The sequence below is a fragment of the Bradyrhizobium sp. STM 3561 genome (genome assembly GCF_045571455.1).
In the GTDB taxonomy this organism is placed as follows: Bacteria; Pseudomonadota; Alphaproteobacteria; order Rhizobiales; family Xanthobacteraceae; genus Bradyrhizobium; species Bradyrhizobium vignae.
Window position 1 is genome coordinate 2,281,057 of record NZ_CP120695.1, and the last position, 22,940, is coordinate 2,303,996.

25 protein-coding genes are annotated in these 22,940 nt (G+C 62.7%); 17 read left to right on the top strand and 8 right to left on the bottom strand.

Annotation, left to right across the window (positions count from 1 at the left end; translation table 11 throughout):
• Nucleotides 1-77: 77 nt before the first annotated feature.
• Nucleotides 78-449, bottom strand: coding sequence for a nuclear transport factor 2 family protein (locus P6U28_RS10390; RefSeq protein ID WP_122403690.1), 372 nt, complete (start codon nucleotides 447-449; stop codon nucleotides 78-80).
• A 147-nt stretch (nucleotides 450-596) separates the two neighbouring features.
• On the opposite strand from P6U28_RS10390, the gene guaA reads away from it, so the two are divergent.
• The 6 genes from guaA (at nucleotide 597) to P6U28_RS10420 (ending at nucleotide 8,586) form a co-directional block, all read left to right on the top strand.
• Nucleotides 597-2,195, top strand: coding sequence for a glutamine-hydrolyzing GMP synthase (gene guaA / locus P6U28_RS10395; RefSeq protein WP_122406723.1), 1,599 nt, complete (start codon nucleotides 597-599; stop codon nucleotides 2,193-2,195).
• Between the two features lie 218 nt (nucleotides 2,196-2,413).
• Entirely contained in the window at nucleotides 2,414-3,751 is a 1,338-nt protein-coding gene (locus P6U28_RS10400) for a tyrosine-type recombinase/integrase (protein WP_407122152.1), read from the top strand.
• A 301-nt stretch (nucleotides 3,752-4,052) separates the two neighbouring features.
• Entirely contained in the window at nucleotides 4,053-4,298 is a 246-nt protein-coding gene (locus P6U28_RS10405; protein ID WP_407122153.1) for a helix-turn-helix transcriptional regulator, read from the top strand.
• The gene (locus P6U28_RS10410; RefSeq protein WP_407122155.1) at nucleotides 4,295-4,777 is read left to right on the top strand and encodes a hypothetical protein; all 483 of its coding nucleotides are present in this window, start codon (nucleotides 4,295-4,297) and stop codon (nucleotides 4,775-4,777) included. The genes P6U28_RS10405 and P6U28_RS10410 overlap by 4 nt, the downstream gene beginning before the upstream one ends.
• A gap of 57 nt (nucleotides 4,778-4,834) precedes the next feature.
• Nucleotides 4,835-5,464 (top strand): hypothetical protein, encoded by a 630-nt coding sequence (locus P6U28_RS10415; protein ID WP_407122156.1) that lies wholly within the window; start codon nucleotides 4,835-4,837, stop codon nucleotides 5,462-5,464.
• Nucleotides 5,461-8,586, top strand: coding sequence for a toprim domain-containing protein (locus P6U28_RS10420; RefSeq protein ID WP_407122157.1), 3,126 nt, complete (start codon nucleotides 5,461-5,463; stop codon nucleotides 8,584-8,586). Before P6U28_RS10415 ends, P6U28_RS10420 begins: the two co-directional genes overlap by 4 nt.
• A gap of 34 nt (nucleotides 8,587-8,620) precedes the next feature.
• Here P6U28_RS10420 and P6U28_RS10425 read toward each other — a convergent pair whose 3' ends face one another.
• Nucleotides 8,621-10,915, bottom strand: a complete 2,295-nt coding sequence (locus tag P6U28_RS10425) for an AAA family ATPase (RefSeq protein WP_407122158.1) — start codon at nucleotides 10,913-10,915, stop codon at nucleotides 8,621-8,623.
• Nucleotides 10,916-11,793: 878 nt separating this feature from the next.
• Here P6U28_RS10425 and P6U28_RS10430 point away from each other — a divergent pair.
• Genes P6U28_RS10430 through P6U28_RS10440 form a run of 3 tightly spaced genes read left to right on the top strand, consistent with a single transcriptional unit; the run spans nucleotide 11,794 to nucleotide 12,892 of the window.
• Nucleotides 11,794-12,396 (top strand): hypothetical protein, encoded by a 603-nt coding sequence (locus P6U28_RS10430; RefSeq protein ID WP_407122160.1) that lies wholly within the window; start codon nucleotides 11,794-11,796, stop codon nucleotides 12,394-12,396.
• A 12-nt stretch (nucleotides 12,397-12,408) separates the two neighbouring features.
• Nucleotides 12,409-12,663, top strand: a complete 255-nt coding sequence (locus P6U28_RS10435; protein ID WP_407122162.1) for a hypothetical protein — start codon at nucleotides 12,409-12,411, stop codon at nucleotides 12,661-12,663.
• A complete protein-coding gene (locus P6U28_RS10440; RefSeq protein WP_407122164.1) occupies nucleotides 12,656-12,892 on the top strand; it encodes a hypothetical protein in 237 nt (78 codons plus the stop codon). Before P6U28_RS10435 ends, P6U28_RS10440 begins: the two co-directional genes overlap by 8 nt.
• Nucleotides 12,893-12,931: 39 nt before the next feature.
• Here the strand turns inward: P6U28_RS10440 and P6U28_RS10445 are convergent, their stop codons facing one another.
• On the bottom strand, nucleotides 12,932-13,456 hold the full coding sequence (locus P6U28_RS10445; protein WP_407122165.1) for a hypothetical protein: 525 nt from the start codon (nucleotides 13,454-13,456) through the stop codon (nucleotides 12,932-12,934).
• A 313-nt stretch (nucleotides 13,457-13,769) separates the two neighbouring features.
• Between P6U28_RS10445 and P6U28_RS10450 the strand changes: the two genes are divergently transcribed.
• On the top strand, nucleotides 13,770-13,970 hold the full coding sequence (locus P6U28_RS10450; RefSeq protein WP_302874136.1) for an AlpA family transcriptional regulator: 201 nt from the start codon (nucleotides 13,770-13,772) through the stop codon (nucleotides 13,968-13,970).
• A 27-nt stretch (nucleotides 13,971-13,997) separates the two neighbouring features.
• Here the strand turns inward: P6U28_RS10450 and P6U28_RS10455 are convergent, their stop codons facing one another.
• The 5 genes from P6U28_RS10455 to P6U28_RS10475 all read right to left on the bottom strand — a co-directional run bounded on the left by P6U28_RS10455 (nucleotide 13,998) and on the right by P6U28_RS10475 (nucleotide 16,910).
• Nucleotides 13,998-14,237, bottom strand: coding sequence for a helix-turn-helix domain-containing protein (locus P6U28_RS10455; protein WP_407122168.1), 240 nt, complete (start codon nucleotides 14,235-14,237; stop codon nucleotides 13,998-14,000).
• Between the two features lie 145 nt (nucleotides 14,238-14,382).
• A complete protein-coding gene (locus P6U28_RS10460; protein WP_407122169.1) occupies nucleotides 14,383-15,036 on the bottom strand; it encodes a hypothetical protein in 654 nt (217 codons plus the stop codon).
• Nucleotides 14,967-15,374 (bottom strand): hypothetical protein, encoded by a 408-nt coding sequence (locus P6U28_RS10465; protein ID WP_407122171.1) that lies wholly within the window; start codon nucleotides 15,372-15,374, stop codon nucleotides 14,967-14,969. The genes P6U28_RS10460 and P6U28_RS10465 overlap by 70 nt, the downstream gene beginning before the upstream one ends.
• A 151-nt stretch (nucleotides 15,375-15,525) precedes the next feature.
• On the bottom strand, nucleotides 15,526-16,074 hold the full coding sequence (locus P6U28_RS10470) for an HD domain-containing protein (RefSeq protein WP_407122173.1): 549 nt from the start codon (nucleotides 16,072-16,074) through the stop codon (nucleotides 15,526-15,528).
• 245 nt (nucleotides 16,075-16,319) lie between these two features.
• Complete coding sequence (locus P6U28_RS10475) at nucleotides 16,320-16,910, bottom strand: recombinase family protein (protein WP_407122174.1); 591 nt, start codon at nucleotides 16,908-16,910, stop codon at nucleotides 16,320-16,322.
• Nucleotides 16,911-17,161: 251 nt separating this feature from the next.
• Between P6U28_RS10475 and P6U28_RS10480 the strand changes: the two genes are divergently transcribed.
• The 7 genes from P6U28_RS10480 to P6U28_RS10510 are packed head-to-tail and all read left to right on the top strand — an operon-like array spanning nucleotide 17,162 to nucleotide 22,878.
• Nucleotides 17,162-17,935, top strand: coding sequence for a hypothetical protein (locus P6U28_RS10480; RefSeq protein WP_407122175.1), 774 nt, complete (start codon nucleotides 17,162-17,164; stop codon nucleotides 17,933-17,935).
• Between the two features lie 13 nt (nucleotides 17,936-17,948).
• Nucleotides 17,949-18,221, top strand: coding sequence for a hypothetical protein (locus P6U28_RS10485; protein ID WP_407122176.1), 273 nt, complete (start codon nucleotides 17,949-17,951; stop codon nucleotides 18,219-18,221).
• Nucleotides 18,218-18,892 (top strand): hypothetical protein, encoded by a 675-nt coding sequence (locus P6U28_RS10490; protein ID WP_407122178.1) that lies wholly within the window; start codon nucleotides 18,218-18,220, stop codon nucleotides 18,890-18,892. The genes P6U28_RS10485 and P6U28_RS10490 overlap by 4 nt, the downstream gene beginning before the upstream one ends.
• Before the next feature lie 10 nt (nucleotides 18,893-18,902).
• The gene (locus P6U28_RS10495) at nucleotides 18,903-19,142 is read left to right on the top strand and encodes a hypothetical protein (protein ID WP_407122180.1); all 240 of its coding nucleotides are present in this window, start codon (nucleotides 18,903-18,905) and stop codon (nucleotides 19,140-19,142) included.
• Between the two features lie 8 nt (nucleotides 19,143-19,150).
• Nucleotides 19,151-21,913 carry a hypothetical protein gene (locus P6U28_RS10500; RefSeq protein WP_407122182.1) on the top strand — a complete coding sequence of 921 codons (2,763 nt, stop codon included), beginning with the start codon at nucleotides 19,151-19,153 and terminating at the stop codon, nucleotides 21,911-21,913.
• Entirely contained in the window at nucleotides 21,913-22,341 is a 429-nt protein-coding gene (locus tag P6U28_RS10505) for a hypothetical protein (protein WP_407122183.1), read from the top strand. The genes P6U28_RS10500 and P6U28_RS10505 overlap by 1 nt, the downstream gene beginning before the upstream one ends.
• A gap of 9 nt (nucleotides 22,342-22,350) precedes the next feature.
• Complete coding sequence (locus P6U28_RS10510; RefSeq protein WP_407122184.1) at nucleotides 22,351-22,878, top strand: hypothetical protein; 528 nt, start codon at nucleotides 22,351-22,353, stop codon at nucleotides 22,876-22,878.
• The last annotated feature ends 62 nt before the right edge of the window (nucleotides 22,879-22,940 follow it).

Sequence of the window (22,940 nt, forward strand, 5' to 3'; positions counted from 1 at the left end):
GGGGAATGACAGCGTTGGGTGGGCCGGCGTCGTCCGCACACGCCAAGCGCGCTGCTGCGATGGCCCGCGCGCCAGCGTCAATGCGCCAAATGGTTCGCCGAGCCCTGCACGATCAGCCCCGCCTCGTTCACCCGCAGATATTCGCAGATCTTCTTGCCCCGCTCGTTCTCGTAGAACACCACGACACTGTCGGGGCTGACGAACAGATCGATCAGCGAAAAGTGCAGCTCCGGCAGCAGCCCCAGCGCCTTGCCCCAATAGGCGCGAAGCGCATCCTTGCCGCGCACGGTGCCGCTGGCATCGAACCCAAGCGCCGGAATGCGGTCCGAGGTCATCACGGCCGCCTCGTCGTAGAGCGTGAGCACGCGCTCGAGATCGCGCGCGTTCCAGGCCTCGACCCAGGTCCGGCCGAGCGCGGCGAGCGTTGATGGCTGATGATGCTGTGACATGGCATTCTCCCTGACCGCCCCTGTTTGCGAGTGGGGCATAATAGGTCAACAATACTTACCTATATTCGTTTGTCCATGCCCAAAGAAGCATGTGGGCGCGCCGCCAGCGCGGTTGCGGCCCGCCCGCTGCCAGCGTATCTGCTGGCCATGACAGCAGCACAGAACGACCGCTCCGCGTCGACGTCCTCGGTGGCCTCGGCGCATGACAAGATTCTCATCGTCGACTTCGGCAGCCAGGTGACGCAGTTGATCGCGCGTCGCGTCCGCGAGGACGGCGTCTATTGCGAGATCGTCCCGTTCAACAAGGCCGAAGCCGCCTTCGACGAAATGAAGCCGAAGGCGGTGATCCTCTCCGGCGGCCCGGAATCGGTGCACGAGGCCGGCTCGCCCCGCGCCCCGCAATTGATCTTCGATTCCGGCGTGCCCGTCATGGGCATCTGCTACGGCCAGATGACCATGGCCGCCCAGTTAGGGGGCGAGGTCGAGGGCGGCCATCACCGCGAGTTCGGCCGCGCCGATGTCGAGGTCAAGGCCGACAGCCAGCTGTTTGCGGACGTCTGGTCGTCGGGCAGCAAGAACCAGGTCTGGATGAGCCATGGCGACCGCATCACCAAGATGCCGCCGGGCTTCTCCGTCGCCGGCACCTCGCCGAACGCGCCGTTCGCGATCATCCAGGACGAGAAGCGCAAATATTACGGCCTGATGTTCCACCCCGAAGTGGTGCACACGCCCGACGGCGCCAAGCTCATCCGCAACTTCGTGCGCAAGATCGCCGGTCTCACCGGCGACTGGACCATGCGCGCCTTCCGCGAGGAGGAGATCGCCAAGATCCGCGCGCAGGTCGGCAAGGGCAGGGTGATCTGCGGCCTCTCCGGCGGGGTCGATTCAGCCGTGGCGGCCGTGCTGATCCATGAGGCCATTGGCGACCAGCTCACCTGCGTCTTCGTCGATCACGGCCTGATGCGCCTCAACGAGGCCGAGCAGGTCGTCGACCTCTTCCGCCATCACTACAACATCCCGCTCGTGCACGTGGATGCCTCCAAGCAGTTCCTCGGCGAGTTAGAGGGCGTCACCGACCCCGAAGCCAAGCGCAAGACCATCGGTCGTCTCTTCATCGAGGTGTTCGAGGCTGAGGCCAAGAAGATCGGCGGCGCCGACTTCCTGGCGCAAGGCACGCTTTATCCTGACGTGATCGAGAGCGTCTCCTTCACCGGCGGCCCCTCGGTGACGATCAAGTCGCACCACAATGTCGGCGGTCTGCCCGAGCGCATGAACATGAAGCTCGTCGAGCCCTTGCGCGAGCTGTTCAAGGACGAGGTGCGCAAGCTCGGGCGCGAGCTCGGCCTGCCCGAAATCTTCGTCGGCCGCCACCCGTTCCCGGGCCCGGGCCTTGCCATCCGCTGCCCCGGCGAGATCACCCGCGACAAGCTCGACATCCTGCGCAAGGCGGACGCCGTCTACATCGACCAGATCCGGAAAGCAGGCCTCTACGACGAGATCTGGCAGGCCTTTGCCGTGCTGCTCCCGGTGAAGACGGTGGGCGTCATGGGCGACGGCCGCACCTATGATTATGTGGTTGGCCTGCGCGCCGTCACCTCAACCGACGGCATGACCGCGGACTTCTACCAGTTCGACATGAAGTTCTTAGGCGAGACCGCCACGCGCATCATCAACGAGGTGAAGGGCGTGAACCGGGTGGTGTACGACGTGACCAGCAAGCCGCCAGGGACGATCGAGTGGGAGTGATCTAGCATCGTCTCACACCGTTTCATGCAGTATCAAATTCCTCACGAAACCCAAGCGGGATAAGGAGTTAGTGGCTCAGGCAGTCTCAGCCGCTATCACCCAATCTCACTCATTTTGACGGTCGTCGTGACGGTATTTTGGGAAGCGGTCGAAAACGCCGCTTCCGGTACCGACAGACGGTCTGACGGTATCAAGCGGCAAATCAGAGTGAGGCTGATTTGCTAACTGATCGTGAGCTGGGCGCCCTGACGCCTAAAGAAAAAATGTTCAAGGTGAGCGACCGCGACGGCTTGTACGTGGCGGTGCTCCCAACTGGTACCCGGGCCTTTCGGTACGACTACCGACTCAATGGCCGGCGCGAGACCCTGGCGATCGGGCGCTATGACCCGACCTGCAGGGCGACACGCGATCCCGAGGCGCTTGAGTATGGAATGTGCATGTCACTGCGCGAGGCGCGCACGCTTCTGGACCGCGCCCGGCGCGACGTGGAACGGGGCGTGTCGCCGTCGCGCGCAAAGGCGGAGAAGCGCGCCGCAGCGGCCGAGGCGTTGACCTTCGGCGGCTGGGCGCAAGCCTACTTTACGCACAAGGCGGACCCCAAGAGTGGAGCGGAGCAGTTGGCGGACAGCACGCTCGAGCTGCGGCGGTCGACGTATCGGCGGGTTATCGAGCCCGAGCTGGGCCGCCTGAAGCTCGAGGAGGTAACGCCGCAACGCCTGATGCGCTTGTGCCTTGATGCGAAGGAAAAGCGGGGCCCCGCTGTCGGCGTCCATGTCCGCGAGGTGGTGCAAGCGGTGTTCCGCCACGCACAAGGCAGCGGAATTTCGATCGCGAACCCGGCGGATGGCGTGCGGACCAGCTCTATCGCCACTTTCGAGCCGCGCGATCGCGCATTGTCCCCAGTCGAGATCCGGAAGTTCTTCACAGCTCTCGAGAAAGTTGCGGCCGCGCCAACGCTGCGCCTGGCGCTGAAATTCGTTCTGTTGACCGGTGTGCGCAAGAGCGAGTTCATTGACGCGACCTGGAGCGAAGTCGATTTCGATACGGAGCGCTGGACAATTCCCGCAACTCGGATGAAGGCCGGGAAGGCTCACGTCGTGCCGCTGAGCCAACAGGCGTTGGATATTCTGACGGCTTTTCGTTCGTGCTTCGGAGCAAGCCAATACTTGCATCCAGGGCGCTATGAGCACGATTTGCCCATCAGCAACGCGACGTTAAATCGTATCATCGACAGCGCCGTGGAGCGCATCCGGAAGGACGACCCGGAATTCCAGTCGTTCGGCGTCCACGACTTGAGACGCACCTTTTCCACCCAACTGAACCGCATGCATTGGGATGAGAGATGGGTTGAAATGGCGCTCGCGCACGCGCCGAGAAACAGGATTGCAGCCGTCTACAACACGAACAAATATTTGCGAGAACGCGGAATCATGCTGCAGGCGTGGGCTGACACTGTTGATTGTTGGGTGCGCGGGGAGTCTGCGAAGGATCTAATCGCCGACGCCAAGCGACGCGCAGCAGAGGTCCCCATCGACGCACTTGATGACGATATGTAGGGGCAGCCCATGTCATGAGATAACCCGGCTTCTGCCGGGTTTTTTGTGAGCGCTGTTGCCATGCGCAGCGCCGTGGCGGCCCGAAGATCATGCCTGTAGCAAAGGCACAACAAATTTGCGCCCGAAAACAGCCTGCCAATCTGATGATCTATTTTGTCTCGCCATTCATTTGCCTGCACTCCTTTCGTAATGGAGGGTTTTCGGGCGCAAAATCGGGCGCAGATTCCAATTAGTATCAAACGGTGTCGTGACTTTATCATCGGCTTCAATTCGTCTTGAAGGCGATCTTTTGGAGTCATGAATGTCAAATCAGATCGACGCTCGCACTGATCTCGCTGTGGCCCAGGTTCGGATGGCGCAGGCTTGCCCCGATACTCTGTTAAATGCGCATGCGGTCAGAACGCTCACCGGCTGGTCAAAGCCGACGCTCTATCGCCACATCAAAAACGGCGACTTTCCAGCGCCGGTCATGCCTGGACGCTGGCACGGCGGCGATGTGCTGGCGTGTCTCGCGAAGAAGGCGGATAGGCAGAAGGAGGCAGCATGAGCAACCCATACCGTACCGAGCGCCGCACGCTCGGCCTTCGCGCAGACTACCCAGGCCGACGCGCAAATAACGAGAGGCGTCCGGCGTGGACCTTCGCGGAGAGCAATCTGCAGCCCGGCCAGGATCGCAAGCCGGGACGGCAGGAAAAGCAGGGCCACGCGCCGCGCCCGCAGTCCGGCCAGAGAAAGCCTCGCCAGTGGTCGGGTGGCTTCGAGGCGACCGCGCTGTTGGTCATCGGTGAACAGACGCACCCCGAAGCTACGCTAAGTCGCCGCTGCACGCACGTGCGAGCCGACGGCAGCACGGTCGGTTATGTCGTGGCTCGCTTCCACTACAAGGCGCCGCCGCCTGCCACAGGAACTTTGGTGCAGGTCGGCGCGCTCGTCGAGGCGAGCAATGGTGTTGCGAGTGGCGCACCGCTCTTTCGTCTCACAGTTCTTCGCTGGCACGAAGTGACCGGTGCTCATGCTGAAACATAACGCACCGCTATTAAGCGTCGCACCTTTAGACAGAGTAGTTTTAATGATGCATCAAAAATGAGGATGCCGCCCCGCGAGCCCTTTATTTGCAAGAGATTCATCAAAAACTATCGGTTTGCAAAAGGCGATAGACGTAACGGACAATTCGCTTACGTGGGCAACTTCCCACGCAACCCGCCCGCCCCGGGGAAAACAAAAAACCCGGGCCTGTTCGAGCAGGACACCGGGCTTCACACGCGATTTGATATGAAGAATCATACAGCAACGACCGCTGAGCGTGCAGGAAAAAACGTCGCTTCGATTCAACTGCTGCGGTTCCGCGACAATGCGGTCGCTGATCGCTTCCGCAGTGTCGTGCACGAGTCGTTCGCATGCCCATGGCCCGACTTCATCGGCGCCGTCTTGGCGATGTTCTGCGACGCCAAGCGCATCCGCCTCGGCACATTTCAATTTTTTGGCCGCACCGTGTGCGATGTGCCCGTTTGTGGGGTGAGCGCGGCGGCTGGATTTTGCCGGTGGCGCATGCCGGGCGCCGATGGCGTGAATGCTCCGAGCGTTGTGCTTGAGCCATCAGGCAGGGTTTTCTGGCAGCCCCCAAACGGCGGCGCACCGCGAAGAGTTTGGAGCTTCGGGGAGTTGGTGCGCATTGTGGGCTACTGCCGCCCGAGCGGATGGAGGGCGGTATGATGAGCGCCGGGACCATCCCACATGACGCGGTGGCCCAGTTCCGCGACGCGATGGCCGCACAGGGTATCGTCGTCGCCGAAGAGATCATCGCCGATGGCCGGCTGCACCGCTACCACGTCGAGGGCGATAAGAAGGGCCAGCGCAACGCCTGGGCCATTCTGCACATCGACGGCAAAAGGCCGGCGGGCGCGTTCGGCTGCAACCGCCGTTACGGCACGGATCAGAAGTTCACTTGGTCGGCCAAGGGCGCCAAGCCTCTGACGCAAGCTGAGCGCCGCGCGCTGCGTGAGCGCATCGAGCGCCAGAAGACCGAGCGTGAGGCAGCGGAGCGGGCCCGGCACGCGGTGGCGGCCGAGCGCGCACGCCAGCTTTGGGACGCCGCGAGCGATTGCGAGACGCATCCCTACCTCGAACGCAAGCAGATCCAGTCGCACGGTCTGCGCGTCGGAAAGTGGGAGAAGATCGACGAGGAGACGGGCGATGTCCGCCTGATCAGCAAGCAAGCGCTACTGATCCCAATTCGGGACACCAAGAAGCAAATTCACAGCCTGCAGGCGATCTTCCCCAAGAAGCTCATGGGGGACCGCGATAAGGATTACCTGACCGGCGGCAACAAGGCGGGGCACTTCTACTCTATCGGCAAGCCGGTGGAGTTCGAGGGCCGCATCGTCATCATCATCTGCGAGGGCTACGCCACGGGCGCCAGCCTGCACGAGGCTACCGGTCATGCCGTCATCGTCGCCTTCGATGCGCCGAACCTCTTGCCGGTCGCCCAGGCCATCCGCGCGCGCTTTCCCCACGCCATCGTCATCATGGCGGCCGACAACGATCAGTGGACGCTCAAGCCGGTCAACAATCCCGGCGTGACGCGCGCGCGAGAGGCAGCGCTCGCGATCGGCGGACTGGTCGCCGTGCCGCCGTTCGATGCGTCGCTCGGCGCCGTGGGCGAGGGCGGCCCGACCGACTTCAACGACATGCACGTGCGCGAGGGGGCGCGATCCGTGAAGGCAATAATCGAAAGCGAACTCGGGGAGGCAAGCCGCGTACTGCCTGTGTGGCTTGTTCCCAAGTGCGACCCGGCAGACCTCGACCGGATTCAATTCGCGGTCGACGGACTGGCAGCGTTCGATTCCGCACTGGCGACCCGACTGTCGCGGCGCGGCGCCGTGTTGGTTGAGTACAGTGGCGCCGGCGATCTGCTTGCGGCGATTGAGAAAGCATCCCAATTCATGCCGAGCGCTGTAGTTCAGGTCCTGGCGGATCCCAAGCAAGAGCGTGAGACTGTGCAGATCGCCCAGGAAGCTGGCGTCTCTGTCCGACCGCCACAAGCCGGCGTGTCGTGGGCAGATGAGCTATGGGAAGACTTCTGTGGCATGACTGGCTCGCAGGCGCTCGGCTGGCTTGCGGCCCAGGCCGACGAGGCGCCTCTCGAGCGGGACGACTGCGACCCCGAAGACGATACGGCTCCCGGCGAGAACCCGTTTGCGAACAATCGGCATTTTCGCGTGCTGGGCGTCGACGGGGACGCTTACTTCTTTTTCCGCAAAGGGCGCCGAAACCACATCCTGACCATCCGCACGAGCAGCCTCAGCAAGAACGCCCTGTTGTCTCTTGCCCCACTGAACTGGTGGGAAACCGTCATGATCGGCACGCCGTCCGGGAAGTTCGACAAGGATGCCGCCGTTGGCTTCCTGATGGAGGCGGCCGAGGCGGCGGGCATCTATGATCCGACGTTCACGCGCGGGCGCGGAGCGTGGTGGGACGGCGACCGAATGGTTGTACATCTGGGCGATCGACTGTTGGTCGACGGCGCCTGCATGGACCTCGGCGCGATTCGTTCGGAGTTCCTGTACCAAGGCGGCCGCAAGATCGCTGCTCCCTCGGATACGCCGCTCAGCGCTGCCGACGGCGCCTGGCTGCTGGAAATGGCTAGATCGTTCCGTTGGGCGAAGCCGGCGTCAGCGCCGCTCCTGTGCGGCTGGTTGCTCCTGAGCCCTTTGTGCGGTGCGCTGCATTGGCGCCCGCATGCCTGGATCACGGGCGGCCCGGGATCAGGCAAGACGACCATCCTGAACGAATTCGTGCGTCCGCTGATCCCGGCCGGCATGGACGTGTTCGCCAATGGGGACAGCACAGAGGCGGGTCTCCGCCAGACCCTGCGTAGCGACGCGCGACCGATCTTGATCGATGAGAGCGAGTCCGACACGGAGGCGGCGGCGACCAAGATGCAGCGCATCCTCGTCATGATTCGCCAGTCGTCGAGCGACACCGGTGCGCAGACTTACCGTGGCACGGTCGCCGGCGAGGCGCAGGCATTCCAAGTGCGTTCGATGGCGCTGCTTTCGAGTATCGGCGTCGCGCTTGAACGGCAGCAGGATATGGAGCGCGTCACCGTGCTCGCACTCCGGCCGAAGCGGGAAGGGGAAGCAACTGACACTCAAAACTGGCCGGCGATCCGTGCCGGGCTCAACAAGATCGCCAGGGACAAGACGTTGAGCGCGCGTCTGTTCCGCCGTTCGATCAATATGGCGCCCCTGATCATGGACGCTATCGACATGTTCACCGAGGCGGCTGCCAACATTCTCGGTACGCAACGTGAAGGCGATCAAGTCGGCGCGCTGCTGGCCGGTGCGTGGTGCCTGATCAACGATCGCTTGCCGACGCGGGATGAGGCGCTGACAGAGATCAAGCGGTACGACTGGGGCGATTATCAGGAAGAGAAAACCGAGGAGCAGGACGATCTGATTGCGACGCTCATGGGGCGCCCGATTACTCGGCAGGGTGGGGTGCGGACATCGGTTGGCAAGCTGATCGCCCGAGCCGCAGGATTTGCAGTCGACAGTCTCGACATCGAGCCTGCCGCCGCAGACGGCGAGCTGCACGTCTATGGCATGAAGGTGCTCGGTGACCGGCTATTGGTTCACCCGAGGAACCCGGAGCTCTTGAAGTTGATGCGTGAGACGAAGTTCGCGTCTGGTCTGCGGGGCCGGTTGAAGCGGATCGAAGGCGCCGATACCTACAACGGCTGTGGGATCCGTATCGGCGAGGCGTCCACGAGCGGGCTGCGCATTCCCCTCGACGCTCTTCTGCGTCACCGGCAGGCCGATAGCGAGATGTTCTGACGAGAGATGGCCCTGTGGGGCGGCATGCCTGCTCCTAGGGCCTGCGGATGAAAGCAAGCGTCCGTCGAGTGAAGTCCGTCAGTTCTGCATCGTTGATGAGCTCGGTGGCGTATGCGGCGTTCGTATCGTGGTGGAACCGGTTGGCGTAGTCCAGCAGCGCGCGCAATTCTTGGGCGTTGGGCGCGCTCATGATCTCCTGAGGCGTGCCAGCGCGGAGAGCGCATTGGTTCTGGAATGGGCCCAGCAAAGTGCCGGGAGGGAAACTGGTCGGATAGCCAACGCGGCAGAATGCCTCCAGCATTGGCCTGAGCGATTCTGCAACTTGCCGTTCCGTGGCGGGATCTGCTTGCTGCAGATAAGCTACCGCCGCAGCGTACCGCCGATCATGCACCGTCACCATTGCCGCGTTCACGTCCCATGCGGCGAGGGTTGAGCCGGGCCCTGAACGTCGAACCTCTAAGGCCGCCTTCTGCAATTGCTGGCACTTATCCCACACGCCGAGCAGAAACGGCTTGGAGTGCGAGAGCACGACCATTCCCGCCACATCTCGGGCCAGACGGTCCATTTCCTGCAGCGTATGCAGCGTGCGGTGTTCATCGAGGCTCGTCATTGGGTCGTCGATAACAACAATCCTCTGAGCGCGCTGGGGATCGTTCTGCAGGCTCGCGAAGAAGAAGGCCAAAGCCAGCGTGTTGCGGTCGCCGGCGCTGAGGGTGTTGCTGAAGTTCGGGTCTCCGGGATTCCCCGACAAGGGGACCGGATTGCCATCTATCAGCAGTGTGTAGTTTGCCGCCGAGCCGCCGCGCGTGTTCACTGGGTCGACAGGCCCGACACGGAAACTGGCGTTAAAGCGTTGGAGGAAATCGTTGATCGCCACCCCGTATGCGGGAAAGGCGGCTTGCCGATGCTGATCGAGCGCCGCCCGCGCGGCTCTGCGGCGCTGCTCAGTCGCGGTCTTCGCTGCCTTTTCGGCGAGATAGGCGTCGCACAGAGGCGCGATCGCGCCGTCATGTCGTGCTTCAACCGCCCGCAAATTTGCGAGGTCGTTCGCTAACGTCGCAACATTGGCCTCGCGTGCCTGTTCCTTCACCGTTTCAAGCTGAGCATTGGCGGCGGCCAACTGGTCCGAAATTTCCCGAATCCTGTCGCACTGGACATTGTGCTCGGCGATGGCCTGCTCGACATCGGCCGGCACGCTCAACGTGTCCAGCGGCGCGCCCATCTTGGTCTCGAGCAGGCGCTCGACCGGCTCCCTGGCTGACTTCCACGTTCGCGCGATCGCCGCCGTGTCGATCTCGATGGCCGGAACCTCGGCGAACGCTTTCCAGAACGTCTGCCGCTCCACAGTCTCGCGCACGCTGCGCTCGAACGCCGCCGGGACATCACCGGATTGAGCTGCCCGGAGGGCGCGGGCCGCGTCTGTGATCTCGCGCTTCAAGCCGTTGTAGGCGTCCCCGAAGTAGGAGCGGTAGTGAGCGAGGACCGGGGAGCCTGCCAAATCTTGAGCGCAGAAGGGGCATTCCCCATGCTCATGTTCAGCCAGATGATCGGCGAACCCCATTCCCTGGCCCACCCAAGCCTCACCTCCGCGACCGAGCTGGCTGAGATGATCCTGTACGCGTCCCAAGGCGCCGGCGTCGAGCTCGGGCAGGCCCTTAGCCAGCAGCGTTCGAAGGGCTTCAAGGTCAATCTTCGGCAGTGACAGCGGAGGGAAAGTCGGTGTCTCTGCCACTTTGCCGGCGTCGCGCGCCGCAGCAAGACGACGCTCCGCCTCCTCGATCGCTTGCGGCAGGTCGGGTACCGGTGCCAAGGCGCAGAAGGCATCAACGGAGAGATTGCCCCTGGCCCGCGCCGGTATGGCGTTTTCCCGGTCACGGAGCTCGCCATTGTGGACCTCGATCCTTTCGACCTCTGCCTGCAGCGCCCGGGTCAGGGCTATTCCCTGAGCCCCGACGATCAGTTCGTGGAGGTTCTGCCGATGCGCCGCGCCGACTTCCATGCCGGAAAAGACGTTTTCCGTGACGAAAGCGTCATCAAAAATGGCGATTTCAGGAGCCGTGCGGGTCCAGGCGCCGTTCTGGAAAATGGCAGGCGCGCCGGCACCGGTGTCGACGACCACATGCGGCGGATGTGCCGCACCGAGCCGTGCTCGCTCAGTAACGAGCTCCGGCCGACCGGATGAGAGCGAGCGCAAGATCGCGGCCAGCGTTGTCTTGCCGCGTGCGTTTTCGGCATAGATGACGGTCAGTCGGCTGAATGGAAGCTGAGCGCCAGCGGCAACGTTGTCGAACTTGCCGACGTTACGCAGCAGATTGAACTTTCGGACCATGAGACACGTCCCCACAGGCTATGGCTGCAAAATCCCACAAACCCACAATTCCCACAGCCGGAAACCCTTGTCTGGCTTTGGTTGTGGGATTGTGGGATTTGTGGGAAGAGAAATAGATACAAGAAGAAAGACCGTGCATCATGAGTGCTCTGATCCGGTAAAGCGGGTCAGAGGACTCATATAGTTTTGGTTGTGCTTTTTTGTCCCACAATTCCCACACCCCCACAAGCCTTATCAGGCAACGGTTTGCGGCGTGGGAAACGTGTGGGGAGCATCTGCGGATATCCCACAAATGGCTAATCCCGCCGCTGCGGTTGCTGACGGTACTTCCTGGGTGACCGGAGTGCGAGGCTTGAGTGGCGAGCGCTCAAAATGCGCTGCGGGGAAGGGTAGCTGGATCTAGGAAGTGGTCTTTGCTGATCCACCTGCAGTCACCGCTTACTCGGCCATCCCTGCGACCATTCTCACGGATGCAGGTGATGATGACGGTGTTGGGCTTGTATCGGCTCGAGTTATCGAAATTCCAGCACGCTTCCAAGCCGGTCGGAGTTTGCCGAGGAAGTGGCGTAGCGTGGACGATGGCTCGATATCCCTCTTTGGGCTTTCCTGGCACGCAAAGCTCATAGGTCAATGAGATCGGAAACATGTTCCTGTTTCCGGGGAAAACCCCAATGACTCTTGGGTCTGCTTGCGCGTTTCCAACGGCAGCGATCGTTGCAATGAGCAGCAAAGCAAAGACGTTTCTCATCCTTGACATGGCTCCACGCGGCGGGGGTTGCTGAGATAGTAGCAGCGCTGCCGAGTGTTTGCGCTGGATTGGCGTGTTCAACGTCGTGAATCGAAACTATAGGCATCCCTGTTTTGCCGTTTCGGAGCCTATGGCACGCCCACCTGACACCCGCCGCGATCTGGCGATTGAAACCATCCGCACTCTGTGTGGCGAGCACGGCCTCAAGGAAGGCTGCCGGCTGGCGCGCGAGCAATTTGCTGACATTCCTGATGGCACGTGGGGGCGTTGGCGCGTGCAGGCGCTCGGCCGCGAACCTGAGAGGAATGATCTCGAGCGCGAGGCACGCGCGACCGTTGCCGCCGAGATCCGCGAGAACATCCCAGCCGTGACGGAACTGGTCGCCACCGATGGCGAGGCCGTGCCGGCAGCGCGGCGGGCGTTGGACTTCTGGCGGATGCTCGACGAACTCGACGAAGACGCTCGCCTACTGCGCGAGTTCGCGGTGAAGGTCGACGCCGATGGCAACCGCAAGGTCAAGGTGCCGTTCGCACTGAGAGATGCACATCGCATGCGGTGCGACCTTATTCGGCTCGCCCTGCAGCACGCTGAGACAGCGCACAGCGTAGAGCAGGCCGCTCGGTTCCGCGATGCAATCCTCGCCGAAATAGAGGCGGAGTCGCCCGAACTTCAGCGACGGGTGATCGGTCGGCTTCGCCGGCTCTCATCCGAGGCCGAATTGCGTGGTTTCTAAGCGGAGGCAGTGATGGGCATAGAGCAGGTATTTGAGGATGGGCTGTCCAGGCTGGAGCGGGATGCGGCATTGCTGGAGGCGTCCGGACACCCGAAGAAGGCGGCGCAGATCCGGCGCGAAATTGCGAGGCTGCGCCGGCAGCACGAGTGCATCCACGCCGGGCTGGCGGATCGCCGAGCGGCTGCCGACGCCCGAGCGGGCCACATGGTGTGCAGCATGATCGCGGCGCTCGAGCAGCGCGCTGCCAAGGAGGGCAGCCGTGGCTAAGCGCTGGGCTCTCACACAGCACGTCTGCGGCGCGTGCTACGGCCGCATATTGGCGCGCCCGTGTGGCGACGAGATCGAGTTCTGCTGCGCGAACTGCGGACGCGAGCAGGTTGGTGAAGACGAGACCTGCATCTGCGCGTGCGGCCGGCTGGATGCGGAGTGCCGGCTGAACACCGACCGGAGTCCAGAATGGCCCGGCGAGGTCGTGGCGGTCGCGCTGGCTGGCTAGCGGCGGTACTCGCTCGCGCAGGCGACCGCTGGGGGCGCGTCAATCTTCCCCAGTTCTGACATAGACGACATCGGCGTTGCGGCGAGGGCGATAGCGTTCATGGTAGGCGGCGATTTCGAGATCAAGGTCGCTGAGCAACGACGCAAGCGTGTCATCGACCTGATGTCCGTCCTCGAGGTCGAGGAAGTCAAGATCGCTGGGTATGCCCGTCCGGGAATTCCGTTGCACGTAGATGTTCATGGCGGCGGTGAACTGTAGGCGGTCTAGAACCTCGCGCATGCAGACACCGGAGACAAGCACTACGGGCGATTGCTGACGGCCCTGCTCAATGGCGTCAGTTAGCGCGGGCAGGCGAAGTGCGTTGACGAACTCGCCGCGTTGACGATCGAGGTACTGATCGAGGTCTATCGCAGGGCATTTCAGCCGTCGGGCGAGGTTGTTCATCAGCGTTGTCTTTCCGGCGGACGTGCAACCGTCGAACGCTATGAGGCCGTGCTCGACGGTTCGCAGCAGTGATTCGAGGTCGGATACGTCGGTGACTTCGGGCGGGGTCTTGTTTGGCATGATCACGGCTAACGGCCTCGCTACTGCGCGACGATCAGCGGCGGCGCGCCAGCCGACGCTCGTTCGGACGAGAACGATATCCGCGTTGCGGCGCGGCAGTTAGCGTGGACGGCCGATGCACCGGCCTGCCGATTGCTGTTGTGTGCGCCCTATGTGCGCCCGAACTCCTTAGCGAAATATTTTTAGTCATGCGTCTCAAGTGCTTGTTCGTGTAAAGCAACAGACGACGAGTCTGTTTCACGGAGGGGCCGTTGTCGAGTGAATCGTGCCGTGCAATGAAAACGCGAGATTCCGACAGGCAAGAGGTGACTTCATGGGGGAGAAATTTTTGACGCCGCGTGAAGTGTCCGACCGATACGGAGACCAAGTCAGCGTTCGCACGCTTTCGAATTGGAGATGGAGCGGGACAGGCCCGGAGTTCTTCAAAATTGGCGGGAGGATACTCTACCGGCTCTCGGACTTGGAGCGATGGGAGGAGAGCCGCAAATGCTCAAGTACCTTCGATGAGAAGTAGGGCAGATATCTGCGGCTCGCACACCACCTAGCGTTGATAGTCGCTCGTTTTCGACACGGTCCTCTTTTGCTCCCAAGCTGCAAGTTCGGTCGCAGAGTAAAGGATTCGTCCGCCGATCCTGACGAACTTTGGCCCCGCGCCACTCCATCTCCAGTTCGAAAGCGTCCGGACTGATATGCGTCCCGCGTAGCGAGCGGCGACTTCTGCGGGGCTGAGATAGTTAGACATTTGCATCACCTTCGGTCTGTTGCGATCCCGATTTGTCATTGCATGACTCGATTTTGACTCGCAACAGACGGCCTGGGAGACAGATCGCCAGTCTGATGATCTTCGCTTGCATCGCCTGGCAGTGAATGAAGAAGAATTTTTTGAGTTGGGCTCCGGGCGCAGGTCGGGCGCGCCGGCCGGATAGTCACCCACGTCCACGGCGCGACCGGATCAGATCGGCCGCTCGCTGAGAGCCCTTGAGTCCCTCAGTCCGGGCAACCTGCTTTTCCCACTCTTCCAGCTCCTTGGATTCCAGCTCGGCGACATGCGCCGCCATGGCCTCGTCGTGCGTCAGCGGGAAGAACCACGATGGAAGCGCGAGACCGACGTGCTCATTCCTGAGCGGCGTTGCGGTGCTATCGATGAGGAACAACACGGCGTTGCCATTGACGACGATCGGGTGATGCTTCGGATCGGAGTGAAATGGCGTCACGTCGATCAGCTTGTTGTCCGGCGCACGCCATACGGCGTGGTTCACGCCGATCAGATATCCGGGGCCGGGCAGTGCCACGACCTCGCGATAATTGAACATCCAACCGAACAGCACCCCGCCGCCCGCCTGCTGCGCCTTGCGCTGAGCATTCGAGAAGCATTGCGTCGGCAAGGCTGACGTATCAGGCTCATGGCGCGCACCTGCGAGAGGTTCGTTGCTGATCCTCGGTGCGATCGCGCGGATGCGGTCGAATACTTCCTTGATCTTGACCATGGGGATTGTGCCGGGGTCACCGGTCAGTAGCTGGTGCCTTCCCGTGCAATCTGTTTGAGCGCACCACTGATGCCCGTTTTCGTGCGCCCACAAGCCGTTTTTGCATAAGCGGCTCGGATTTGTCTTCCAGGTAGAGAAGAAGGTTTTTCGCTATAGACGGTAATAGATGAGCGGGCTTCCAGACGACAGGGCCACTGCTCACCGTTGGGAAGGAAGGGGCGGATGAATCCTCTTTCCTTAGTACCACGATAGAAAACGCCGACTTCTTCAATTGTTACGGCAAAATCGCTCAGATTCTGGATTTCGATGCAGAACTGAAGATGCGATGGAGCTCCCCCGACTGGAATAGCATGTTTCGGGGTGACCCGTAACTTCAAGCGCGACCGATCGAGAGCAAACCACGTGTTCATGACCCCGAGGACGGCACCCAAGACCGCAATTGCAAGCGTAATGCCCTGAACGAGATTGGTATTAATGACGGCCCCCGTTTTGTTTTATATCCGGCGGAATCTAACTTCGTGATTCTCTAAGCAGTCAAGCTACCATAAATTGGCTTGGTGCTCGTCGGGCGTAGCGCGGCGGTCAGAGCAATTCGGCAGTGCGCGTGCAGAGTTCGTCGAATATCGCTTCGAGCCCGGGATGAGTCCCCCTGATGTTGGTGACTACTCGCGCCGCCCAGTCGAAATATGCCTGCTTGCGCTCTGCCGGCCAGTCTGTGGGCGGCGAAGATAAGATGTCGCGCAGATTGCAAATCTTGTCGGCCAGCTTCACCAATTTGGCCTCTGGCGTCGCGTCTGCCGCATGCTCGATTTGAAGCTGCTTACGCACCTCCTTGGGCAGCGACTTGTCGTCCGTCACTTCAAGCACAATGCTCGCAATCTTGGGGCCGAACCGGGTCTCCAGTTCGGTGGCAGTCGTCTCGGTGTCCTCGATCGTGTCGTGGAGGATGGCGGCACAGAGCACGTTCGTGTCCGTGACGTGGCCTTCGTTGGTGAGAACCGCCGCCAACGCAATAGGGTGGTTGATATACGGTGACGCGCTGGCATCCTTGCGCCGCTGGTCGCGGTGCTTGGTGGCGGCGAATGCGATTGCCGAGATCAAAAGGGACTGGGGATTTTCAGCGTTATTCATTCTGATCAGCTCGTTTCGTTTCAGGGGGGTAATTCAGAACGCCTGGCCCGGGGGCTCATGAAGTCCTCACCACCAAAACGGATCCCACCAGCGATACGGTGCCGCACATAGCGCAGCGCATGCGGGAAAGCTCCCAGTAGTCTTCGTTCACGCCGATGTTGATCCGATCGGTACATCGCGGTTCTGCGCTGGGGTCGAAGCATTGGCAGGATTGGCTGGGGATCGGCATCTTGTTCTCCAGTTGCTCAGATTTGTGCGGTCGCCTGCTTCGTGCGCAAGCGCATGATGGTCTGCCGCGTCGTGCTGAAGTCGCGCGCGATCGCGGCAATGGCGTCGCCTGCGGCGATGCGTTGGGCCGCCTGCTGTTGCTGCTCGGGTGTCAGTGCTGGCGGCCGGCCGAACGGTTTCCCGGCAGCCTTGGCGCGGCTGATGCCGGCCTGCGTGCGTTCGATCAGCAGATCGCGCTCGAACTCCGCCACGGCGGCGATCACCTGCATCGTCATCCGGCCGGCCGGGCTGGTCAAGTCGACCCCGCCCAGGGCCAAGCAATGCACCCGCACGCCTATCTCAGCGAGTTGCTCGACCGTGGCGCGCACGTCCATCGCGTTGCGGCCCAGCCGGTCCAGCTTGGTAACGATCAGCGCGTCGCCTTCCTCCAGCCGATCGAGCAGCTTGGCGAAGCCGGGCCGCTCGGACGCCGCCACGGAGCCGCTGATGCTCTCCTCGACGATGCGCCGCTTGTCGATCGCGAAGCCGGCGGCCTCGATCTCGCGGCGCTGGTTGGCGGTGGTTTGGTCGGACGTGGAAACGCGGCAATAGGCAAAGACTCTGCTCACGGTCTCCCCTGAGAGTACGTTAGTCATGTACGAATCTTAAGCTATGTACCAAATATGAGCAAGCCTAGTTTCGTACACCCACGCAGGAATCTGTACGCAACTGAACGGTTTCGTACTCCCAGGCGCGTCGATCGCCGACGGCGCAAATAGCTGGCGCCTCCTCTCGAAACCCGCCCACGAAATCCAGTCGTGACGAAATACTGACCTCATCAGACGCCGTATCAGCGGCATTTAATGAGGAAACCCCAACCATGGCCGGTAACACTGAATTCGAGGCGCAGCGCGCCATTCTCAATGCAGAACTGACCGCTGTCGCTCTGGCGGGCGGTGACACGAGCAAGGTTCGCAAAAAGCTGCATGCGCTCGATGATCGCGAGCAGGCTGCACGCGACTCCGACAATGCTGCTCGTGAGGCAGAGCGCCGTCAGCGCATGGAGGTTGCTGCTGACGTTGGCTTGCAACGGGCAATGGCGGCAATCGAGCGTATCCAGGCGCAAGGCTACGGGGTAGCCGAGCACGAGGTGCAGAGCCTCCGCGATCAGTACATCGCGATCGCGCGCCTCGACGCTGAGATTGCTACCGCCGACGAGGCGCGCATCGCGGCGAGCGAGCGGGCGCAGCACATCGAGGGGCGCATTGAACTGCTTCAGGCGCGTGCAGATGCCCTTTCAGGTCTTCGTCTGACCGGACAGGCCAGCGAACGCGACCTGACCGAATCCAACATGGTGGCGCAGGACATCGTCACGCTGAAGGAAGCGCTCGAGGACGCCCAGGCTACCGCTGCCGCGACCCGCATCCCCGCGGATCTTCTCGCGCGTCGCGCTGAAGAGTGGACGCGAGCCGGCGCCACCGAGGTCGCAATCATTCAGCGTGGCATCCGTGCCCGCCTTGCTGATGTCGAAGCCGAGTACCTCGATTTGGTCGGCAAGCTCGTGGGTGTGACTGGGGCAAGTCATCCCACCGCGTGCTGGCAGCCTGGGGCTGGACTTTCATGGCTCATGCGCACCGGCGCGTTGCCGCGCTAAGCCGGAGCGCGCGATGGCGAACTTCACCTCCGGCCCTGAGAACTCGGGCGCCAAATTCCCACCCGGCCGCAGCGCGAACCCGCTCGGCCGGCCGCCAACCGTGGCCCGTCTCCGCCGCGACGTTGCGCGTGAGTTGGTCAAGCACGGCGCCACGCTGACGCGACTGGCAGTGCAACGCGCCATTGGCGGCGATGCGGCCTGTCTCGCGGCGTGTGTCTCCCTGCTTGGCTCGACGGTTGTCGAGGAGCTCACGCGAAAGCCTGCCGTTGCTGACGGCAGCGAATGATTATCCGTGCGGCGCTCGACCATCCACCAAAAAGCGCCGCTTTGCCCCGGGCTTCGGTCCGGGGGCTTTTCTTCAACCTGCGCCCGGAGAGCAAGATGCTGGAATTGATTCATGAGGAAATGCGGGGCGGGCTGCGAATCCGGCTGACCGTGCTCGAGCACTCCATGGTCGCCGAGGCGATGCGGGGCAACGTTGTCCTGGCGAAATCCAGTTCGGGGCACGGCGGTCTCCTGGGTCCGAACTCCTACCGGCCGCAAAGTTCTTCGCTGGCGAAGACCCTGATAGAGCAGGTCGCCGACAAAGCGACTGGGGTGCGCCGGAAGAGCAACTTCGACGCGCTCGTTGATGACCTTCGGGCCGCCCAGCGGAGCGCTGGCGGTGGCCTCATGAAGAAGGCGTTGCGCGCGGCTCGGCGCGTTGTGCTCTTCGCGAAGGCGCAGCGAGACCCCCAGCCTGCGTCGTTGCGCGCCGCAGGACTTCTGGCCCAAGCGCATCGACATGCCGCAGCGACCTATGAACCAAATAGCCCGGTGGATGAGCGTGCCTTGCGTCGTGTTCTGGAGGCTGCCGCACGAGGGGTGCTGACCCCCGACGACGTGCAGGCCGTCCGGCAGGCGCATCGTGATGGTCGGGCTCTCCCGAGCCACGTGCTGCGAAAGATGGCGGGCTGAGGCGATGACCATGACGCCATTCGACTTCCTCGTCCGCGATCTGTGCACGCTACAGCAGCAGATTGCCGCGCAAGCCACGTCCCGCGAGCACCGCGTTCCGGCAGCGAAGCTTGAGCTCGCCATCGCGGATGCACAGCGCGCTTACCGGCTGCGCATGGGCGATATCGACCGAATTGAGGCCGCCCGAGAAATCGGCGCACAGATCCCGCATGACGTGCTGGCGCGCGTCCTGGGCGAGCAAACCCACTGAGAAGCACTATGTCCAACGACGTGAAAATTAACATCGACGCGCAGATCGACACCGGCGACGTAGACGCCCAGATTGCCAAGGTGACCGAGCGGCTGAACCGCTTGGGGCAAAGCGTCGCCGCAGCGAACCGCGTCAAGTTCCATCCGATCGACCGCGCCACGCTCGACGACATCCGCAAGGTGCAGGCCGCGTTTGAAAGCATCAAGCGCCTGTCGCCGAATCTGGCGGCCGACCTGAAGCGCATGGGCCAGGGCAGCACTCATTTTGCTGACGTTGACCTGCTGAGCCTATCGCAGAACAAATTAGTCGCATCGGCTCGCGCGTATGGGCTGTTCAATAAGGTTGCCGCCGGCACCGCTTGGGCTGGGAGCATGCAGCAGTCCGCCGCTGGTAGCACCGGCGGCCGCCCTCCCGCACCTCCGTCGCCGCCTTCTCCATCGAGCCCCGGCGCATCGTGGGGCTGGGGAGGCGCCGGTCGGCGCATCGTGGGCGCCGGGCTCAATGCCGCCGGTCCCGTCGGGCAGGCACTGAACGGCGGCATCTCCGCTGGGATGTCTGCCGGCGTTATGGCTGGCGTGGGCGGCTTTGTCGGCATGCTCGGCGCGGCGCTGGTCGGCAAAGCTGTTGGTGCCATCAAGGAGAAGGTCGGAGACGCTCAGAACGACTCCATCGGTTACGACACGTTGAAGCGCACACTTGGCGACGTGAATGTGAGCTTCGAAGCGTTGCAACGCTCCCTCCACGCTGCGAGCGATGGAGTCGACATCACCTATGTAGAGGCGCGGAAGCTCGGCACCGAGTTTGCGAAGATTTCGGGATCGAACAATGCCAAGAGCCTCGCAGAAGAAGTTCTGAACGGTGGCGCGTTTGGCCGTTCGTTCGGCATTGACCCGGGCCAGTCGAACGCCTTCTTCGCACAGATGCGTCAGTTCGGCGTTACGCGAGACGCCGAGGGCAGCCGCCGGCTGGCCCTGGACATCGGGGAGGCCATCGCCAAGAGCGGCGCGTTCTCGAAGGCCGATGAGATGCTGCAGGCGATTGCTTCATACACCACGCAGCAAACTCGGCTCGGCCTGACGGCTGCGAATTCGACCGGCTACGCGGGCATGCTCGCCGGGCTGGTCGGCTCGCATACGCCCGGGCTCGATCCGCAGGGGGCGGCCAATTTGCTCGCGCGCGTGAACTCGGCAATTGCGAACGGTGGCTCGGCTGGCGAGGCGGGGCAGAACTTCCTCTACATGGCGCTCGGCCGGCGACTGGGCCTGAACCCGATTCAGTCCAAGATCCTGCAAGAGCAGGGCGCCTTCGGCTCCGGCGCGGGCGCGTTCGGCAGCGGCAGCCTGTACGCCAAATGGGCTGCGCAGAATGGGCTGGCTGTCCTTGGCGCGGCAGGCTCCGGCGAGACGAACCTCGAGATGACGCTCAAGGCGTTGCGCCTGAGTTATGCGAATCCGATGTTGCGACTGAGCGCAATGTCGAATCTGCTCGGCGTCAACACTAGCCAATCGATGGCGCTGGATAGCATCGGCTCGGAGAAGCTGGGTAGCCTGCAGCGCGCGCTGGCGGCTAACGGCATCGATCTGAGCAAGATGTCCGGTACCGGCATCAGCGCTCTCGCTCAGATCGCATCCGGCGGCCGTGACGTGCTCAACGCGCAGGCTAAGGCCCTGTGGGGGCAACTCTCACCGGACGAGGCTGCGCGCCTGGACAAGGCCGGTCAGGGCGGCGACGAGGGGCTGCGCAAGGCGCTGCTCGAATTGACCGCAAAGTACGGCCAGGAGCGCACCGAGGGCGAGCAAACCCGCGAGAGCATCAACAAGCTCGACAAGACCACGCAGGACGCGGCCGCGAAGATGATCGGGCCGCTCAACACCATGCGCGACACGCTGCTGTACGCATTCGGTGATCGTGGTCGTATGACGGCCGCCGACATGCACAAGGCGGTCGTCGACGCGCAACGGCAGGAGGTGAATGACCGCTACAGCGCGCGCGTGAAGAAGACTCAGGCCTCGGCCTCGATGTCCGTGGACGAGTACGGCCGCACGTTGCCCGGCCAAGAGGCTGCCATGACGGCTGCTCAAGCCGAGATGAACGCCGCCAAAGCGGAACGCGACAAAGCGCTGCGCGAGATCGACGCCGGGGAAACCCCTGCCACGTCCAGCACCGGGAGCAACACCGCCTCGCTGCCGGCGTGGGCGTCCTCTGGCTCGACGGCTGCCGCAAGCCCTGGTGCCGCTACACGGCGCGCCACAAACCCGGGGAATATCCGCTACGGCGATTTTGCGCGCCGATATGGCGCGATCGGCCAGGACGGAAGTGGATTCGCCGTCTTCCCGGATGCGGCTACGGGCACTGCGGCCATGCAGGCACTGCTCCGGTCCTATGGGGAGCGCGGGCTGAATACAGTCGGCGGCGTGGTGGGGCGCTGGGCTCCTCCAAGCGAGAACGATACCAGTAGCTATGCGAAAGCGGTCGCCAAGCGGCTTGGTGTTGGCGTCGACGCCAAGCTGGACATGCGCAATCCCGCTGTTGTCGAGGCACTGGGCCGCGAGATGGCGAAGCAGGAGGGTAATGCGCCAGCCTATCAGCCGCGCAGCATGTACAGCACTCCGATGCCCGATGGTGCGTCGCGCATGGCTCAGCAGGCACCGCAGGAATTCACGTTCACGCACGAATTGAAACTGCAAGATCCGTCCGGCAAGCCGATCGCGCCGTTGTCGGTCGTGTCCACGCGCGTGGCGAAGCCCAGCCCGTCGGGGGTGGCAAATTGATGCAACGAGCACCAAGCGGCCTCTTCACGCTCCGCATCTACCGTCGCGGTGAACTCGTCGAGGTGTTCGAGGAGCCGAATTTGATCGTGATCGGGTCGCAGCAGGCGCATGCGAAGCTGCTGGGCGGTGACGTTACCGGCCAGAGTGTGACGCAGATCGGTTTCGGCACAAACGGAGCGGCGCCTGTCTTCTCCAATACGTCGCTGACTGGCGCCTACGCCAAGAACGTCGATGCGGTCAGCTATCCGGCCACCAATCAGGTGCAGTTCGCCTTCTCCCTCGGGATCGGCGAGGCGAACGGCATGGCGATCTCGGAATTCGGGCTACTCACTGCCGGCGGCGCACTGTACGCACGCAAGACACGATCGACGCCCCTGAACAAGGATGACGACATCACCTTGTCTGGCACCTGGAGCGTTTTCTACTGAGGAGAGCCGGTGGAGCCGATCTACTTCGACATGCCAGAACTGCCCGGGCGGCTGTACTTCGCCTGCGGGCCGCTACGGGCCACTCTGGAAATCGATGCGTGTGCTGATAACTGGCGGCGGGCGAACATTGATCGCGACATTTCGCGGCTGAAATGCCGGGGCTGCCAGATCGGAGCGGAGCATGCCGGCGAGCGCGGCGCGAACACCCATCCGCTGCGGGGCACGACGACATGTGGGCGGTGCCATCGGGGCGCTTCGAGGCTGATCCACGGCCACCTATGCGTGTCATGCTTCAATCGCGAGCGTGAGCTCATTAAGGGCCGGAACGGGAAGGGTACGCCGCCGATCAAGCTGGCGCGCCTGGACCCGCGATCGGTCACCTACCAGCGCGCCGACCGCACCGTGCACACCCGAGCGATTGATCGGACGGTGGATATGGAGGAGGTGCTTGTCGCGGTGCTGCGCGACGAGCAGCAGGCGGTCCGGTTTGGCTTTCGCGCGCGCGTGGCTTTACGCTCGCCAGGCCGTGTACCATGAATGAGCGAGCTTGATCAGGCCGTTTAACGTCAGCTATTCCTACGACGACGGCGCGAAAGCGG

Bases quoted from the DNA above. Each gene is read 5' to 3' on its own strand.
- P6U28_RS10390 (WP_122403690.1), bottom strand. From the start codon at position 449: ATGTCACAGCATCATCAGCCATCAACGCTCGCCGCGCTCGGCCGGACC.
- guaA (WP_122406723.1), top strand. From the start codon at position 597: ATGACAGCAGCACAGAACGACCGCTCCGCGTCGACGTCCTCGGTGGCC.
- P6U28_RS10405 (WP_407122153.1), top strand. From the start codon at position 4,053: ATGTCAAATCAGATCGACGCTCGCACTGATCTCGCTGTGGCCCAGGTT.
- P6U28_RS10410 (WP_407122155.1), top strand. From the start codon at position 4,295: ATGAGCAACCCATACCGTACCGAGCGCCGCACGCTCGGCCTTCGCGCA.
- P6U28_RS10415 (WP_407122156.1), top strand. From the start codon at position 4,835: ATGAGGATGCCGCCCCGCGAGCCCTTTATTTGCAAGAGATTCATCAAA.
- P6U28_RS10420 (WP_407122157.1), top strand. From the start codon at position 5,461: ATGATGAGCGCCGGGACCATCCCACATGACGCGGTGGCCCAGTTCCGC.
- P6U28_RS10425 (WP_407122158.1), bottom strand. From the start codon at position 10,915: ATGGTCCGAAAGTTCAATCTGCTGCGTAACGTCGGCAAGTTCGACAAC.
- P6U28_RS10430 (WP_407122160.1), top strand. From the start codon at position 11,794: ATGGCACGCCCACCTGACACCCGCCGCGATCTGGCGATTGAAACCATC.
- P6U28_RS10435 (WP_407122162.1), top strand. From the start codon at position 12,409: ATGGGCATAGAGCAGGTATTTGAGGATGGGCTGTCCAGGCTGGAGCGG.
- P6U28_RS10445 (WP_407122165.1), bottom strand. From the start codon at position 13,456: ATGCCAAACAAGACCCCGCCCGAAGTCACCGACGTATCCGACCTCGAA.
- P6U28_RS10450 (WP_302874136.1), top strand. From the start codon at position 13,770: ATGGGGGAGAAATTTTTGACGCCGCGTGAAGTGTCCGACCGATACGGA.
- P6U28_RS10455 (WP_407122168.1), bottom strand. From the start codon at position 14,237: ATGACAAATCGGGATCGCAACAGACCGAAGGTGATGCAAATGTCTAAC.
- P6U28_RS10470 (WP_407122173.1), bottom strand. From the start codon at position 16,074: ATGAATAACGCTGAAAATCCCCAGTCCCTTTTGATCTCGGCAATCGCA.
- P6U28_RS10480 (WP_407122175.1), top strand. From the start codon at position 17,162: ATGGCCGGTAACACTGAATTCGAGGCGCAGCGCGCCATTCTCAATGCA.
- P6U28_RS10485 (WP_407122176.1), top strand. From the start codon at position 17,949: ATGGCGAACTTCACCTCCGGCCCTGAGAACTCGGGCGCCAAATTCCCA.
- P6U28_RS10490 (WP_407122178.1), top strand. From the start codon at position 18,218: ATGATTATCCGTGCGGCGCTCGACCATCCACCAAAAAGCGCCGCTTTG.
- P6U28_RS10495 (WP_407122180.1), top strand. From the start codon at position 18,903: ATGACGCCATTCGACTTCCTCGTCCGCGATCTGTGCACGCTACAGCAG.
- P6U28_RS10500 (WP_407122182.1), top strand. From the start codon at position 19,151: ATGTCCAACGACGTGAAAATTAACATCGACGCGCAGATCGACACCGGC.
- P6U28_RS10505 (WP_407122183.1), top strand. From the start codon at position 21,913: ATGCAACGAGCACCAAGCGGCCTCTTCACGCTCCGCATCTACCGTCGC.